The 14836-nt window shown below is 74.1% G+C and carries 12 protein-coding genes and 2 pseudogenes; 7 read left to right on the forward strand and 7 right to left on the reverse strand.

Features of this window, described 5'->3' with window-relative positions; genetic code table 11:
- Positions 1-1052: 1052 nt before the first annotated feature.
- Positions 1053-1658, forward strand: a complete 606-nt coding sequence (locus ACTWP5_RS31525) for a helix-turn-helix domain-containing protein (RefSeq protein WP_443224610.1) — start codon at positions 1053-1055, stop codon at positions 1656-1658.
- A gap of 129 nt (positions 1659-1787) precedes the next feature.
- Positions 1788-1931 (forward strand): DUF6126 family protein, encoded by a 144-nt coding sequence (locus ACTWP5_RS31530; protein WP_443224611.1) that lies wholly within the window; start codon positions 1788-1790, stop codon positions 1929-1931.
- 265 nt (positions 1932-2196) lie between these two features.
- Here the strand turns inward: ACTWP5_RS31530 and ACTWP5_RS31535 are convergent, their stop codons facing one another.
- On the reverse strand, positions 2197-3087 hold the full coding sequence (locus ACTWP5_RS31535) for an NmrA family NAD(P)-binding protein (RefSeq protein ID WP_443224612.1): 891 nt from the start codon (positions 3085-3087) through the stop codon (positions 2197-2199).
- A gap of 140 nt (positions 3088-3227) precedes the next feature.
- On the opposite strand from ACTWP5_RS31535, the gene ACTWP5_RS31540 reads away from it, so the two are divergent.
- The 3 genes from ACTWP5_RS31540 (at position 3228) to ACTWP5_RS31550 (ending at position 6590) form a co-directional block, all read left to right on the forward strand.
- Positions 3228-4229, forward strand: coding sequence for a helix-turn-helix transcriptional regulator (locus ACTWP5_RS31540; protein WP_443224613.1), 1002 nt, complete (start codon positions 3228-3230; stop codon positions 4227-4229).
- A gap of 362 nt (positions 4230-4591) precedes the next feature.
- Positions 4592-5041: a nuclear transport factor 2 family protein gene (locus ACTWP5_RS31545; protein WP_443224614.1), complete on the forward strand. Its 450-nt coding sequence runs from the start codon at positions 4592-4594 to the stop codon at positions 5039-5041.
- Positions 5042-5378: 337 nt separating this feature from the next.
- A complete protein-coding gene (locus tag ACTWP5_RS31550) occupies positions 5379-6590 on the forward strand; it encodes a serine hydrolase domain-containing protein (RefSeq protein WP_443224615.1) in 1212 nt (403 codons plus the stop codon).
- Between the two features lie 169 nt (positions 6591-6759).
- Here ACTWP5_RS31550 and ACTWP5_RS31555 read toward each other — a convergent pair whose 3' ends face one another.
- From ACTWP5_RS31555 to ACTWP5_RS31570, 4 genes and pseudogenes are all read right to left on the reverse strand, one after another.
- Positions 6760-6915: a hypothetical protein gene (locus tag ACTWP5_RS31555; RefSeq protein WP_443224616.1), complete on the reverse strand. Its 156-nt coding sequence runs from the start codon at positions 6913-6915 to the stop codon at positions 6760-6762.
- Positions 6916-7262: 347 nt separating this feature from the next.
- Positions 7263-7703, reverse strand: a complete 441-nt coding sequence (locus ACTWP5_RS31560; RefSeq protein WP_443224617.1) for a hypothetical protein — start codon at positions 7701-7703, stop codon at positions 7263-7265.
- Between the two features lie 155 nt (positions 7704-7858).
- Positions 7859-9656, reverse strand: a pseudogene (locus ACTWP5_RS31565) (ABC transporter ATP-binding protein).
- Between the two features lie 161 nt (positions 9657-9817).
- Positions 9818-10201: a VOC family protein gene (locus ACTWP5_RS31570; RefSeq protein ID WP_443224618.1), complete on the reverse strand. Its 384-nt coding sequence runs from the start codon at positions 10199-10201 to the stop codon at positions 9818-9820.
- A gap of 669 nt (positions 10202-10870) precedes the next feature.
- Here ACTWP5_RS31570 and ACTWP5_RS31575 point away from each other — a divergent pair.
- A complete protein-coding gene (locus ACTWP5_RS31575) occupies positions 10871-11407 on the forward strand; it encodes an NADAR family protein (protein WP_443224621.1) in 537 nt (178 codons plus the stop codon).
- Positions 11408-11735: 328 nt separating this feature from the next.
- Here the strand turns inward: ACTWP5_RS31575 and ACTWP5_RS31580 are convergent, their stop codons facing one another.
- Positions 11736-12104, reverse strand: a complete 369-nt coding sequence (locus ACTWP5_RS31580) for an HIT family protein (RefSeq protein WP_443224619.1) — start codon at positions 12102-12104, stop codon at positions 11736-11738.
- A 742-nt stretch (positions 12105-12846) separates the two neighbouring features.
- On the opposite strand from ACTWP5_RS31580, the gene ACTWP5_RS31585 reads away from it, so the two are divergent.
- Positions 12847-13590 (forward strand): SDR family oxidoreductase, encoded by a 744-nt coding sequence (locus tag ACTWP5_RS31585; protein ID WP_443224620.1) that lies wholly within the window; start codon positions 12847-12849, stop codon positions 13588-13590.
- A gap of 1026 nt (positions 13591-14616) precedes the next feature.
- On the opposite strand, the pseudogene ACTWP5_RS31590 reads toward ACTWP5_RS31585, so the two are convergent.
- Positions 14617-14836, reverse strand: a pseudogene (locus ACTWP5_RS31590) (hypothetical protein); the annotation flags it as partial.

The following is a 14836-nucleotide window of genomic DNA, read 5'->3' on the forward strand; positions in this document are numbered from 1 at the left end:
CGTCAGCGAAGAAACTGACCGGCGACGTCATGTCCAACGGACTCACCAACAACGTCGCATGCGCCAAGAACACCAACAACGCCGCCAGGAACCGCAACCCCGTCAACGACGGCAACGGCACCCGTCTACGCTGCGAGTCGTCGTCTTTTGTCGAGGGTGGATTTTCTGCCATGGCGCATCACCTTTCCGATGGGAGTGGAATACCGGGCGGTCAGCGCTTTGGGGACTCGCAGGCTTGTTTGCGACGAATGGCCGTAACCGCACAGCTAATGCGTAGTGCGTGGGGGTTTCATTCGGCTTTCCTCTGGCTGTCGACGCTTCTTCTGGCGGAAGGGTGGTCCAGGGGAGGTGGGGCGTGGCCTGGGGGTGGCACCGTCCTGGGCGCCCCCCGGCGCCCAGGACGGTGGCTGGTGTTCTCGCCCCTGCTGGCCGGGCGCCCGGAGGGGCGGGGCGGCCCGTCAGGTGTCGTCGATCCGCCTGTGCGAGCCCGGGGGCGGTCGATGTGGGGCGGGAGGGGCCCCGGGCGCGAGGGGGGTGGGTGGTGTCACGGCGTGGTGGTGGCCGCTGCTGGGCAGGCGGGGCGGGATCCGTTGGCTGCCGATCTGTGGGTCGGCGTGGCGATATGACGGATCCGGTCCCCCCAGGTCCTTGTGGTATCGCCGATCAACAGGCCACCGTTTTCCCCCTCTTTTTGTTTTCCCTCTCTTTTTCGAACGGTTCTCGTGATGCCGGGGAAACCGTTTTGTGGCAGCTGTGTCTGAAGGCTATGCGGTCAGGGTTTTGTTGCCCATACGTCATGGGGAGTAAGGGCGGTTACTCCGTGGAGAGCACGGTGGGGTGGCTGTCTCCCTCTGCGGGCTGGTGGGCTCGCTACCGGGCCGGTCCCGGGATCGGGGCGGCTTCGGCCCCCCGGGGCTCTCGGGCTCTCGGGCTCTCGGCGGGTGGCTCGCCGTGGGGGGAGGGGTTCTGGTGCCGCGGTGGGCCCGCCACAGTGGTGTTGCCTGTGAGGCAAGGAATTTGCCTGTCAGGCAGGGTTCTGGCTCAATCGGGGCATGACCTCGAGCGTTTCGGAGGCGTCCGGCGAGCTGCCCGCCCTCGCGGCGCGGTTGCGTGAACTGCGTCGTGTGGCCGGGCTGACGATCCAGGCCGCCGCGGATCGGGCCGGGCTCTCCCCCGCCCACCTGTCCCGGCTGGAGACGGGCCACCGCCAGCCGTCGCTGCCGGTGCTGCTGAACCTGGCGCGCCTCTACGGTACGACGGTGTCCGGGCTGCTGGGAGAGGCGGCCGGGGTGCCCGATCCGGTCGTGCGGGCCGGGGCGGCCTCGGCTCGCCGGGCCGGCGGCTGGACCTATCGGCGGGTCGGTGTGCCGGGCCGGGCCATGCAGGCGCTGCGGGTCCACGTGCCGCACGGTGGCGGTCAGGACGACCTGGTGCGGGTGCATCCGGGCGAGGAGTTGCTGTACGTGCTCGCCGGAGGGCTGCGGCTGGTCCTCGGGGACGCCGAGCACCTTCTGGGGGAGGGCGACAGTGCCCACTTCGACTCCCTCCTCCCCCACCGGATCGGGGCGGCGACGCCCGCCGGGGTGGATGTGTTGTTCGTCCACTCCCTCCTGCAGTCTGCCGCCGCCGACCTGTGCCTGGGTGGCGCGGCACGCTGACCTCGACACACCCCCGCCCCCACACCCGTCCCCGTCCCCACGCCCACGCCCACGCCCACGCCGCCGATTTGGCGATTCTCGGTTCCCGATTTCCGATCCTGACGACCGACGCCCCGGAGGAGACCCGTCATGCCCGCAGATCCCTCTGGCACGGACCGCCGCCGCGACACCGGCCGTATCCCGCGCGGGCTGTGGGTCCGGATGCTGATCTACGGTTTCGTCGGTCACCTCTTCGCCGCGTTCCTGATCTTCCTGTTCTCCCTGGGCGCCTGAGGGGCTGCGGGGAGATCCGGCGCCTGCTGACGCCGCCGGCCGGTGCTGGCCGAGGTGCCGGCCGTGGCGGCGGGGGTGGGAGGGCTGGTCGCGTGCCCGCGGCCGGTGCCGGCAACGGGCAGCGCCCGCAACGGGGCAAACGCCCGGAACGCCGGTCGGAGCGTGCCGTGGGGCCCTGGGGCCGGCGCGGCGGGTCGGGCCGGGCCCGGGGTGCCGGGCGACGGGTCGGGCCGGGGTGGCCCGAGGGCTTGTGAGGGGTGGCGGGTCAGGTCGCGCGGGGCGCGGGGGCGAGCAGGGGCCGCAGGTGTGTGTGGGCCCAGCCGGCCAGGGAGGTGGGGGTGGTGGTGACCGCGCCCCGGGGCTGCTCGGGCGTCAGTTCGCGGGTGCCCGCGGTCATGCCGACGATGCCGGCGACCGCGTCCGGCGGCAGGCCGGCCGTGGTCAGCGTTGCGCGGACGTCGTCGTCGGAGACCACACGCAGCCGGATGGCGCGGTCGAGCGCGGTTGTCAGGATCTGCGTGACGCGCCGCCAGGACAGGTCCTCCGGGCCGTGGACGCCCTGGACGACGCGGCCGTGCCAGGTGTCGTTGAGCAGGCGGGCGGCGGCGATGTCGCCGATGTCGCGGGGGTCGACCCAGGGCAGGGCCCGGTCGGGGGCGTCGGAGGTGGTCAGCTCGCCGGCGGCCAGGTCGTCGAGCGCGAGCAGCAGGTTGGTGAAGAAGTAGCCACAGCGCAGGTGCGTCACGGCGGCGCCGGTGGCGTCGAGGTGTTCCTCGACGGCGGCCAGGCCGTCGATGTGGCCGGCGCCGTGCCGCATCTCCGCCCCGACGCTGCTGAGGAACACCACGCGCCGCACGCCGTTGTCCCGCACGGCCGCGGCCAGGCCGGCGCCGGTGCGGTGGGAGGTGCCCACCGGGTCCGGCACGGTGTGGGGGGTCGGGTCGACCAGGAAGGCGGCCCTGGCGCCGGCGAGGGCCTGGCGGACGAAGCCGGCGTCGGTGAGGTCACCGCGGCGGGTGTCGACCCGCGCGCGTACCTCCGGTTCCAGTCGGGCCGGGTCGCGCAGCAGGACGCGGGGGCGGGCCCCGGCCTGGATCAGCAGGCGGACCACCCGCGATCCGACGTGGCCGGTGGGGGTGGTGACGACGATGGTCATGGGGGTCTCCTCGAAACGTGGCCGGAGCCGGGGCGGGGCGCGGCGCGGCCGGGGATTTGGGGTGGGGGTGGGGGTGGGGGTCGGGGCACCGTAACGGGTCCTGCGGCCAGAACCTGGCCGCTGGGTGGGAGGCTGGGGCCATGGATCACCCGAGCGCCCGGATGTTGGAGTTGCTGTCGTTGCTGGCCGTCGGCGTGCCGCGGGCTGGTGCGGATCTCGCGGCGCGGCTTGGCGTCTCACCGCGCACGCTGCGCCGGGACGTGGAGCGGCTGCGGCGGCTGGGCTATCGGGTGGAGTCCACGCGCGGCACAGGCGGTGGTTACCGGATGCCTGTCGGGCAGGGCACGCCGCCGTTGCCGTTGTCCCAGGAGGAGGCGGTGGCCACGGTGGTGGGGCTGCGGCACGCCGCCGCGGCGTACGGGGCGGGCAGGGCGGGGGTGGCCGAGGTCGCCTCCCGGAAGCTGGAGGCGGCGCTGCCTGTCCGGCAGCGCCGTCTGGTCGGGGCGCTGCTGGCCGCCACCGCGGTGCCGCTCCAGCAGGCCACGGCTCAGGCGCCGGTGCCGGCGCCGGGTCTTGACACGGACCTCGACACGGACCTCGACACGGTGGAGCGGCTGGCCACGGCCACGCGGCTGTCGGCCCGCGCGCGGTTCCGCTACACCGCGCGCAGTGGCCTGGCCGGCGAGCGCCGGGTGGAGCCGCACCGCCTGGTGCTCCTGGCGCACCGCTGGTACCTGGTGGCGTGGGACGAGGACCGCGCGGACTGGCGCAGCTTCCGGGTGGACCGGATCGCCGGGCTGCGGGTGCCGGGCACCACGTTCTCGCCGCGCCCGGTTCCTTTGGAGGTGGCCGGGCCGTTCTCGTGCCGGGCCGAGCCGCGGGGGGCGGTGTTGTTCCTGGCGCCGGTCGAGGCGGTCGCGCGGCGGCTGACCGCGCGGGCGGGCCGGCTGGAGGCGGTCGGCGCGGACCGCTGCCGCTACATCACGGGCGCGGAGGACTGGGACTGGTTGGCGGGTGTCCTGGCCGCTGCGGGCGTTCCCTACCGCGTCGAGGGCCCGGCCGCGCTCGCGCACGCCACCGGGGATCTGGCCGTGCGGGCCGCCGCCGCGGCGACAGCCCGCGTCCCGGCCTCCGCACCGTAGCCGCCGGGTTGGGTGCCCGGCCCGCCGGCCGCCCCCGCCGGGGGGCGGGGGGGCGGCCGCCCCGCGCGGAGACCGGCGCACAGACCGGCTGGCCCGGGCGTTGCGGTCGCCGCTGACCACACCCGGCCGGCGTTCGGCGGCGGGGTGCCGGCCCTCCCTTTTTCACGGGAGCAGGTCCGGCGCCTCGGGGGCGGGGGCTCGGGCCGGCGCCGAACGTCCCTGTCCTGAAAGGCGCGCGGCCATAACCTGGCAGGTCATGGCCGCGCGCGGGGCGTGCTGGCGAGAATGCCGCAGACGAGCCACCCCGCCCGCCGCAACGTCGGTCGCGGCGCGGGCCCAGGCAAGGATCGGAGTGAAGCGCCATGCCCCTGACCACCCCCGAGACCACCCGTGCCGTGGTGGAGGAGTTGCTGCGCCGGATCGGCCAGGGAGACCCCGAGCACATCGCCGAGATGTACGCCGAGCGGGTGGAGTGGAAGCTGGACTGGCCGCAGGCCGAGCACGGCCGCGGCGCCACCCCCTGGATCCGCCACCGCCGTGCCCGCGCCGACGTCGCCGCCCACTTCCGGGAACTCGCCGAGCACCACGTGCCCGGCCAGGCGGGGACGGAGATCGAACGCGTCCTGGTCGACGGCGGTGACGCGGTCGTGCTCGGCGAGATCCGGCAGACCGCCCGGCGGACCAACCGCGCCTACCGGGCCCGGTTCGCGCTGCACCTGACCGTCGAGGACGGCCGTGTCACCCGCCACCACGTCTACGAGGACAGCCTCGCCGTCGCCCAGGCCTTCGAGGCCGGCGACAGGGCCGGGTGAAGGGGGCCGCCCAGGCCAGCACCCCCCGCCGGGCGCGGACCAGGCACCACGGGCGGTCCCGGGCAGGCAACGGGCGGGCGAGCAGGCGACGGCCGGGCGGCCGGGCGGGTGGGTGACGGCCGGGTGGGTGACGGGAAACCGCCCCGCCGCGCGGCCGGGCCGCCCGGGGACCCGCAAGCCCGGGCGGCGGACACCAGGCCGCGCCACGCCCCTCGGGGGGCGCCGGTCCGCCCCCGCTCGGCCGAACCGGGCGGCGGGCCGGCCGCGCGCGGCGGCGACGTCTCTGGTCGCCTGGGGACAGGCACTCCTTTCTCCCCCCGCGGAGGTGAACCGGCCCATGCCCCCGCCCACGCCCGCGTCCCGGGCCACGTCCACGTCCCGGGCCGCGTCCCGGGCCGCCGGCACCGTCCGCGCCGCCGTCCTCACCTCCGCGGCCGCGTTCCTGGCGACCACACTCCTGGCGACCACGTCCACCGCCGCCCCGGGCGGTGGCCACCCCCCACCACCCCACGCGGCCACCCGCGCGGCGATGGAACAGGCCGTGGCCCGTGGCGCGCCCGGCGTGCTGGTCACCGTGACCCACGGCACCCGCCGGTGGGCGGGCACCGCGGGCGTCGCCGACCGCCGAACCGGCCGCCCACCCCACCCGGCGGACCACTTCCGGGTGGGCAGCATCACCAAGACGTTCACCGCCACCCTCGTACTGCTCCTGGCCGCCGAAGGGCGGCTGGCGTTGGAGGACACCGTGGAGCGGTGGCTGCCGGGCGTGGTCCGCGGCAACGGCCACGACGGCCGCCGCATCACCATCCGGCAGCTGCTCAACCACACCAGCGGCGTGTACAACTACCTCAACGACCCCGCCCTCCACCAGATCGGCGTCACCTGGCTGCGCCACCGGCACGACACGTGGACGACGCCGCAGCTCCTGGCCGTCGCCTTCTCCCAGCCGCCGCCGGCCGCCCCCGGCCAGGCGTACGTGTACTCCAACACCAACTACCTGCTGGCCGCCCTGATCGTGGAGAAGGTCACCGGCAACACCTACGAGCACGAACTGCACCGGCGCATCCTCGGGCCGCTGCGCCTTAAGGGCACCGTCTCCCCCGGCACCCGGGAGACACTGCCCCAGCCCTCCGGCCGGGCCTACTCCACCGAGCAGGTGCAGCTGCCCCCACCCGGCGTGGACGTCACGGAGTTCAACCCCTCGGCGCTGCGCGCCAGCGGCGAGCTCGTCAGCACCGGCGAGGACCTCCACCGCTTCTACCACGCCCTCCTGACCGGCCGGCTGCTGCCGCGGGACCAGCTACGGGAGATGACCACCACCGTGTCCGACGGCACCGACGACCACGGCCTGGGCCTGACCCGTATCACCACCTCCTGCGGGACAGCGCTGTGGGGACAGCGCGGCGGCGGCTACGGCTTCGAGGCCCTGGCGGTCTCCACCCGCGAGGGCGACCACCGCATGACCGTGTATCTCAACACCGACGCCCTGGCGGTGGAGAGCACAGCCGTCAGGGACATCGTCGACGCCGAGTTCTGCCCCCGTCCCTGACCCCAGCCGCCCGCCCCCCTTTTTTCCTCGCCTGCCCCGCCGGCACCGCGGCGGCAGCCGACACCCCTCCCCTCCGGGAAACGCCCCCGGTCAGGCGCCGGGGCCCCCAGGCGGCCAGGGGATGACCGTCTGAGGGCCCCATCAACGCGGGGAGCGCGTTCCTTCAAGGTCAGGAGGGACGCCGGCGGTTGGGCAGGCGGCCGAGGAGACCGCGGGCCCTGGCGCGCTTCCTGGGGTCGGACGCCGCCCTACGGGCGGTGCGCACCGCCCTGCGGCCCTGGGGGCTGCGGGCCAGACGCGCGATGCGCGCGACGATTCCAGGCATGACACCTCCTCAATGTCGTGTCGGTCGTGCCGGTTCTCGTGCCCGTCGCGTACCCCGAGCCGGCCCGGCGATGCGCCACCCCACCCAGGCCCCACCCACCCCCTGCCACCCCCTGCCACCCTCGGGCGACACCTGCCGAACCAACAGAACCGGGGAAAGCGGTGGAACGGGGGAAGCGGGGAAGCGGTGGAGCCGGCGGAGGGGGCCCGGTCCGGTGACGAGGCGCCACCTGGTCGTCGACCAACGCGTACAGTGCGGCCAGAAGGGCGTCCGGGTCTGTCGTCCCACACGAACCTCGTCGCGGCCAGCACCGACAGGCATCGGACTCCACCCACCTGGTCGCAGATCTAGTCGCAGATCCGCTTGAAGTCGGTCGCGCCCGGCCGGGCGCGGAAGCTGACCTCGTGTCCGGCGTCGTCGGTGAAGACGGCCTGCGTGTCCGAGACCACGGTCATCCACCCCTGCTGGGAGGGGTCGTCCCACCCCTCGGGCGGGTGGCCCGCGCCATCCGAGAGCGGGGTCACCGCCTCGAAGTACGTCGAGCCGACGCGGGCCTCCTCGATGCCGCAGTGCGTGTACAGCTCGAAGGGGATCGTCCGGACCGTGGGGGTCGCCCAGGCCGTGGGGGTCGCTGTCGCCCGGACGGCCTCCGGCCCGTCATCACCCCCGTCGCCCCCGTCGCCGCTGGCGCCGCTGGCGCCGCTGGCGCCGCTGGCGCAGCCCGCCAGCACGCAGACGGCCAGCGGGAGGGTGAGGGTGAGGGTGGTGCGTACCGCTTGCCTGGTCATGGCCCTTCGACGCCGGGTGCGCGTCGCCGGTTCCCCGGTGCGATCTGCATGGCCATGACCGGTGTCCCCCACGCCCGTGCCGGAACCGCCGGCGCCACGATCACACGCTCGCTCCTCGCGTGCGAGAACCACGTGAAGGCGCCGGACTCGTTGGTCTAGGACGGTGCGCCGGCGCCGCCGGCCTCCGGGGGCACTCCCGCGTGGAGGGAGGCGTAGAGGCCGCCGCGTTCGAGGAGCTCGTCGTGGGTGCCGGTCTCGGCCACCCGCCCGTCGTCCATGACGACGATGCGGTCCGCGCCGCGGACGGTCGACAGCCGGTGGGCGACCACGAACGTCGTGCGGCCTTCGACCAGGCGCGCCAGGGCCTGTTGGACGAGGGCCTCGGAGCGGGTGTCCAGCGCCGAGGTGGCCTCGTCCAGCAGCAGCACCCTCGGGTCGCGGATGAGGGCGCGGGCGATGGCCAGGCGTTGACGCTGCCCGCCGGAGAGAGCAGCGCCGCCTTCGCCGACGACCGCGTCCAGGCCGCCGGGAAGCCGGTCGACGAACTCCAGGGCGTTGGCGGCCCGCAGGGCCTGGCGGACGGCGGCGTCGTCGGCGTGGTCCATGCCGTAGGCGACGTTCTGACGGATCGTGCCGTCGAAGAGGATCGACTCCTGCGGGACCACGGACACGAACTGCCGGTAGGTCCGCAGGTCCAGCCCCGCCATGTCGACCCCGTCCAGCAGCAGCCGCCCCCCGCTCGGCCGGATGAACCCGATGACCAGGTTCAGCAGGGTGGACTTGCCCGCCCCCGACGCGCCGACCAGCGCGATCGTCTCCCCGGCCGCGATCGACAGCGTCACCCCCCGCCACCGCCGGCCGGTCGGGAGCCTCGTCGAAGACGAAGGTCACGTCCTCGAAGTCGAAGGCCCCCTCCACCCGGGCGACGGCCGTCTTGCCGTGGTTGTCCTCCAACGCCGGGGCCTGGAGGACCTCCCCCACCGACCGCACCGACTCCAGCCCCTTGGTGACGACCGGCACCAGCGACAACAGCGTGGTCGTGGAGTTGGTCAGGGTGGTCAAAAACGCGCTGAGCATCACCACGTCACCCGCCGTCAGGTCCCACAGCTGGTGGTAGGACACCAACGCCGCGCCGGTCAGGAACGACAGCCCCAGGATGTTCAACAACACCCACGACGCGGACGCCACCCGCCCGTTGAGCAGGTCCAGCCGCAACGCGGAGTCCAACACCTGCCGCAGGGTGCGGTTCATCCGGCGCAGCGCCTTGTTCTCCAGGCCGTGGGCCCGGGTCAGGGAGATCAACCGCGTCATCTCCGCAACCCGCGCCGACAACTGCTCGACCTCACGACGGAAGTCCTCGTTGTGGCCACGCAGCCGGGTCCGCATCCGCATCACCAGCCACGCCGCGCACGGCACCATCACCAGGAAGACCGGCAGGAACTGCGGCGTGCGCACCGCGACGATGACCAGCCCCCCGACCAGGACCGTGACCGCGCCCAGCCCCATCTCCGTGGTCTGCTGCACCATCTGCTCGATGGTCTCCACATCACGGACCACCTTCGCCTGCAGGACCCCCGCGCTGACCCGACTGTGGTAGCCGATCGACAACTGCTGCATCCGCGTGCACAACGCCGACCGCAACGCGGTACCCATCCGGCGCACCGTGCCGTGCATCAGCCGCACCCACAACAGGTGCAGCGGATAGTTGACCACCAGGATCACCATCACCACACCCACGCTGGACCACAACCGGGCAAGCGGCAGATGCTGCACGACGGTGTCCACGATCGCGGCCGTCGTCAACGGCAACAGCCAGATCGGGCTGTGCTTGACGGTGAACACCAACAACGCCGCCGCCAACCGCCACCGGTCACCCCGCAGCAGGTAGGCGAGGGTACGCACCGGGTGCTCCCCCCGGTAGGAGCGTTCGAGCGGGGCTGTCGGCGGCGCCACAGCGGTTCCCCTCCCCCATCGATAGCAAGCGCTTTCCGACGGAGGAATCTACCGCCTCCCACCCGGCCCGCACGCCCGCCCCCGCGGGACAGCCCGCCCGTGGGGCGGCCCCGCCTTGCCCGCCACGCCAAGGGGCCACGCGCCGGGGGCCGGGGTCCTCGTCAGACGGGATGGGTGACGCTTTCCGGGGTGACCAGGCAGAAGGGATGGCCGACAGGATCGGCGTAGACCCGGAAACCGATCGGCTTGTCCGATCCCTCCAACAGGGACGCTCCCAACCCGAGGACCGCCACCTCGGCGACGTCCAGGTTCGGCACCATCACGTCCAGATGCATCTGCTGGGGACGGTCAGGGTCGGGCCAGCGGGGCGGCCGGAAGTCAGCGACCCGCTGGAGAACGACACACTCCGGACCGGTGGCACTCCCCAGGACCACGTGGTGAGCGCTTTCCGCCACCCGGGTCAGGGACAGCAACTCCTGGTAGAAGCCGGCCAACGCCGACGGAGAGGGGCAGTCGATGACGAGAGAGAACAGACGTCCGATCACGCCGGGCACTGTGCCAGAAAACCGGCAGCCGCCCTGCCCGGCAGAAACACCACAACGTACGGCGGGCGGGAAACCACCTGCCACCACAACTCCCCACCCCGGCCCTCACGGTCGGCGACCCGCGGTCGACCGCGCCCGGCCCGGCCCCGGCCCGTTCGGCGGTGGCCGCCGGCGCGCGCCGCGTCACCCACAGCCCGGCCAGCAAGACCCAGCAGGCCCAGCAGGCCCAGCAGGCCCAGCAGGGAGGCGCTGGAAGTCCTCCCGGACACCCCCCGGGGGCGGGAGAGGGCCGGGCGCCCGGGTAGGGCCTCGCCCCAGCACGTCGTGGACGTGACGTGGGCCAACCCGGCGGGACACACCCCGCCCCCGGTCCGGACGGGGGCGGACGAGGTGGCCGGCGGGCCCCGGCCGGCGCGGGAGAGCGCCTGGCGTGGCGGGCGGACCGAGCCCGTCGACCGGGACGTGACCGACGGTCGCCGGCCCGGGACGGCGGCGACGCGCCACGGACCAGCCGGCCCCGAGACCGAAAGGGGCGGGGGCGGGGTCTGGGGCCGGAGGGCGGAGGGCGGAGGCAGGGGTGGGAGCTGGCCCCCGGTCGGGGTGGCTGACATGATCCGCGGTGTGGGGAACGGTGAGACGAGCGCGGGTCGGGCACGCAGTCGTGAGGAGATGGTGGCGCTCGTCGCGGCGGGCGCGGCACCCAGGTGGCTGATGTTCTGGGGGCATCGGCCACCGCGGGGCGGGGGAATCGGGCGGGGGGTGTTGAGCCAGTGGTGGCCGGCCCGGTTCGTCGTGGACGGCGTCACCTACGCCAGCGCCGAACACTGGATGATGGCGGCGAAGGCCAGGATGTTCGGCGATGACCAGGCCGCCGAGGCGATCCTGGCCGCTCCTGGCCCCGCCGAGGCCAAGAAACTGGGGCGGCTGGTACACGGCTTCGACCAGGAACGCTGGGAGGCGGCCCGGTTCGAGGTGGTCGTCGCGGGCAACGTCGCGAAGTTCGGGCAGGACCCCGCGCTGCGCGCCTACCTGGCGGGCACCAGGCGACGGGTCCTGGTGGAGGCCAGCCCGTATGACCGGGTGTGGGGCATCGGGGTGTCCGCCGACGACGAACGCGCCACCGACCCCGCGCGTTGGCCGGGCCTGAACCTCCTGGGCTTCGCCCTGATGGAGGCCCGCGCACGCCTGGACCACACACCCCACTAACAGGCCAGAGACCCGAACCGCGGGCCCACCGGACGAAGAGGCAGGCCACCGGCGGCGAGGGCGCCGGTTCCCCGGTCCGACGAACACGAGGACACGAGGGCACGAGGGCACGAGGACGAGCCAGCCAGAGGAGACCCCCCTCCTCCCTGGCGGAGGCGGGCGAACCCGCCCCGGAGAGGAGAGGAGAGGGCGCGAGGGGCGGGCGTGGCGGCGGCCGGGCGGGGGGGCAGCGGCCCAGGCAGCAGGGAGCGCCGGGGAGCGTCGGGGTGGGCCGGCCGGAGGGGTCGTGACCCGGTGACGCGTCCCGTGGGTGCCGTCACCGGGGGTGTCAGGGGGGTGGGCCGCCGGCGAAGGTGTCCGGGGCGCGGCGCCCGGTGGGGGTGGGCCAGGGAAGGGCCAGCCCGTCTCCGGTCGAGCGGGGCACCAGGTGCAGGTGGAGGTGGAACACGGTCTGCGTGGCCTCCCGCCCGCGGGAGGTGATGAGGTTGCTCGGGCCGGCGCCCGCGGCCAGCTCGGCCGCGCGGCGCATGGCGGCGGCGGACACCTCGGGATTCTCGGTGAAGTCGACGACGTGGGCGTGGGGGATCACCAGCAGGTGGCCGGGTGTGACCGGGTGGAGCGGCACGATCGCCGCCGCGTCGGGCCAGGCCCGCACCACGGTGGCAGGCTCCCTGCCGTTGACGATCCGGCAGAACACGCAGGCGGTCTTAGCCTGTCCGGGCCGGGCCGGCGGGGGTGTGGCGGACACCGCGGACTCCCTTCACGACATACCGCCCCCCCTTTTTTGCGTGGCCGGGCTGCAGCCCGGCGTCGGAGACGGTCAGGAACAGATGGGACGAAGGCCGGTGGGGGGCGGGAGGGGTGGGTTCTCGGGTGGCGAAGGCGCCCGGGGCGGAGTGGGCGCTCGGGTGGAGAACCGGCTGCGGCCGGGCCGGCCTCCCCCCTCCTCCTCCCCCCCGGGTTCGACCGTGGCGGCGGCCGGGCCTTCCTGGTGCCGCGTGCGGAACGAGGCAGCATCGCCCTCGTCAACACCGCAGGCAGGCCGCGTCGGGAGACGCGAGAGGGGAACGGGAGAGGGGGACGGGAGAGAGCGGCGAGCCGAAGGGGCGTTCCCGATGGGTGCCCCCGATGGGTGCTCCCGATGGGTGGGGCGTGTGCGTGTCGCCGAAGAACCTCCCCGCGCAGCGGGACATGCTGAAACACCCTCAAGGGCCCAAGCCCTTCCAGGGCGACCGGCCCCACCCCTCACCGCGGCCCGACCCCGCTCCAGGCGCTGCCTCTCCCCTCCCCCTCCCCCCGTGGGGGTCGGCCACCCGGGGAAAGCAGGCCGGCGCCGGTCGGCCCTCCCAGGGGCCGACCCGGGGCACCCGCCCGGGGGCAGGGGGGTGGATGAGTACACGGCAGGGACGCTTGTAACCGTTCGAGAAGGGGTGAAGGTCATGAGGATCACGGTGGTCGGCGCGACCGGGCTGATCGGCTCGCGGGTGGTGGAGAAACTGGCCGCGGCCGGCCACCAGACCGTTCCCGCGGCGTTGTCCACCGGCGTCGACCTGATCACCGGTGCCGGCCTGGAACAGGCGGTGGAGGGCTCGGACGTCGTGGTCAACCTGGCGAACTCTCCCACCTTCGACCAGGCGTCCGTGGACTTCTTCCGCACCGCCACGACGAACCTGCTGGCCGCCGGAGCCGGTGCCGGGGTCGGACACCAGGTGGTCTTGTCGATCGTCGGGGTCGACCAGGTGCCCCAACTGGACTACTACCGGGCCAAAGCCCTGCAGGAAGACCTCCTCCAGCAGGGCCCCACGCCCTACTCCATCGTGCGCGCCACGCAGTTCTTCGAGTTCATGGACGCCGTCCTGTCCTGGACCAGCGACGGCGACACCGTCCGTCTGCCCCCCACCCGCCTCCAGCCCATCGCCGCGGCCGACGTCGTCGAGGCGGTCGTCGAGGTCGCCACCTCGCCCGCGCTCCACGGCATCCACCACACCGCCGGCCCCGACGTCCTGCCCCTGGACGAGATCGGCAGGATCACCCTGGCCGCACGCCAGGACACCCGCACCGTCGTCACCGACGACCAGGCCGGCATGTTCGCCGCCATCACCCACGACGTCCTCACCGCCCCACCCGGCACCCACCTGGCTCCCACCCACTACCGCGACTGGCTCCACACCACCCCCCACTAACACCTGGCCCCAGCCACGACCCGACCCGACCCGACCAGCCAGACCAGCCGGGGCCGAACCGGGCCGAAGCCGGGGAGGCTCCCCACCCCTCCCCCTCCCCTCTTCCCGCACCGCCGTCACCACGCCAACCCCCTCCCCCGGCCAGGCCCCGGCCCCACCCCCAACCAGCCCGCCAGCCCCGGTGGGCGGCCAAGAACCCGGACTGATGACGGATGGCGAGGCTCCACCGATCCGCCAGGCGGACCAGCCAGACTCACCACCACCGCCCTTCCCGGCACCAGAGGAAGGAACAACCACCCACCCCGCCAGCGCCGACCCCCCGAAGCGGCGCCAGGGCCCACCGCCGCCGGCCCGGAGGCAGGAACCTGCGGTCCGAACCACCCGAGACCGTCGGCCCGCACGGCACCCGGCCGGCCCTGGACCACAGTCGCCGAAACCGCGGAGTACCCCCGACCCCACATCCCCGGGCAAGCCGCCACATCAGGCCACGGACACAGCACCGGGAGACGCCCCAGCCACCTGACGCCCCCAGACGCGACGAAAGCCCCGGCAAGAACAGAAAGCCAGAACCAGAACCGGACGATAACCAAGACAGAGCGAGGACCCACACAAACGCGGTGACTGGACGAAGGCGGTGACCGGGCCAGGGCGGGCGTCGCGTGGGGATCGGACGAGCCCGACGGGTGGCAACGAACCCCCCTACGGCCAACGTGAGTGGTCACGGCATCGGACTGCTCACCAACCCGACACGAAGCCGCAACCCAGCACGGCGCAGCGCGGAAGGACCCGGCACAGCACGGCGCGGTGCGGCCCGACCCAGCACGATCCGGCGCGATCCGGCGTAGTTCGGCGCAGTGGCACGACGCGGCGCGGCATGGCGCGGTGTGGCGTGGAGGACCGGCTCGGCTCAGTCCGACTCGGCGTGGAGGGTTCGACCCGGCACAGCGCGGCCTGAGGCGGCGCGGCGCGGCGTGGAGAGCCCCCGGCGCAGCGCGGCGCGGCACGCGTGAAGGGGCCCGGCTCGGCTCAGTCCGACCCGGCACGGTCCGGCACGGTGTGGAGGGCCCGGCACGGCGCGGCGTGGTGGGGCGCGGGTGCGGCGGTGTGGTGGAGCCTGGTGCGGCGCGGCGAGTGTGGGGGTGGTAGCCCGGGCGCGGCGGTGTGGTGTGGGGGTGGCGGTGGGTGGGGTGTGTCTCGCTCGGGTGGGTGTGCCTGGGCGTGGTGTGCCTGGGGGTGGTGGCGGGAG

It is taken from the genome of Streptomyces sp. 4N509B (assembly GCF_052245655.1).
GTDB lineage: Bacteria > Actinomycetota > Actinomycetes > Streptomycetales > Streptomycetaceae > Streptomyces.

What these genes read in the sequence shown, in the direction of transcription:
- ACTWP5_RS31525 (WP_443224610.1), top strand. Translation starts at nt 1,053, where the DNA reads ATGACCTCGAGCGTTTCGGAGGCGTCCGGCGAGCTGCCCGCCCTCGCG.
- ACTWP5_RS31530 (WP_443224611.1), top strand. Translation starts at nt 1,788, where the DNA reads ATGCCCGCAGATCCCTCTGGCACGGACCGCCGCCGCGACACCGGCCGT.
- ACTWP5_RS31535 (WP_443224612.1), bottom strand. Translation starts at nt 3,087, where the DNA reads ATGACCATCGTCGTCACCACCCCCACCGGCCACGTCGGATCGCGGGTG.
- ACTWP5_RS31540 (WP_443224613.1), top strand. Translation starts at nt 3,228, where the DNA reads ATGGATCACCCGAGCGCCCGGATGTTGGAGTTGCTGTCGTTGCTGGCC.
- ACTWP5_RS31545 (WP_443224614.1), top strand. Translation starts at nt 4,592, where the DNA reads ATGCCCCTGACCACCCCCGAGACCACCCGTGCCGTGGTGGAGGAGTTG.
- ACTWP5_RS31550 (WP_443224615.1), top strand. Translation starts at nt 5,379, where the DNA reads ATGCCCCCGCCCACGCCCGCGTCCCGGGCCACGTCCACGTCCCGGGCC.
- ACTWP5_RS31555 (WP_443224616.1), bottom strand. Translation starts at nt 6,915, where the DNA reads ATGCCTGGAATCGTCGCGCGCATCGCGCGTCTGGCCCGCAGCCCCCAG.
- ACTWP5_RS31560 (WP_443224617.1), bottom strand. Translation starts at nt 7,703, where the DNA reads ATGACCAGGCAAGCGGTACGCACCACCCTCACCCTCACCCTCCCGCTG.
- ACTWP5_RS31575 (WP_443224621.1), top strand. Translation starts at nt 10,871, where the DNA reads ATGGTGGCGCTCGTCGCGGCGGGCGCGGCACCCAGGTGGCTGATGTTC.
- ACTWP5_RS31585 (WP_443224620.1), top strand. Translation starts at nt 12,847, where the DNA reads ATGAGGATCACGGTGGTCGGCGCGACCGGGCTGATCGGCTCGCGGGTG.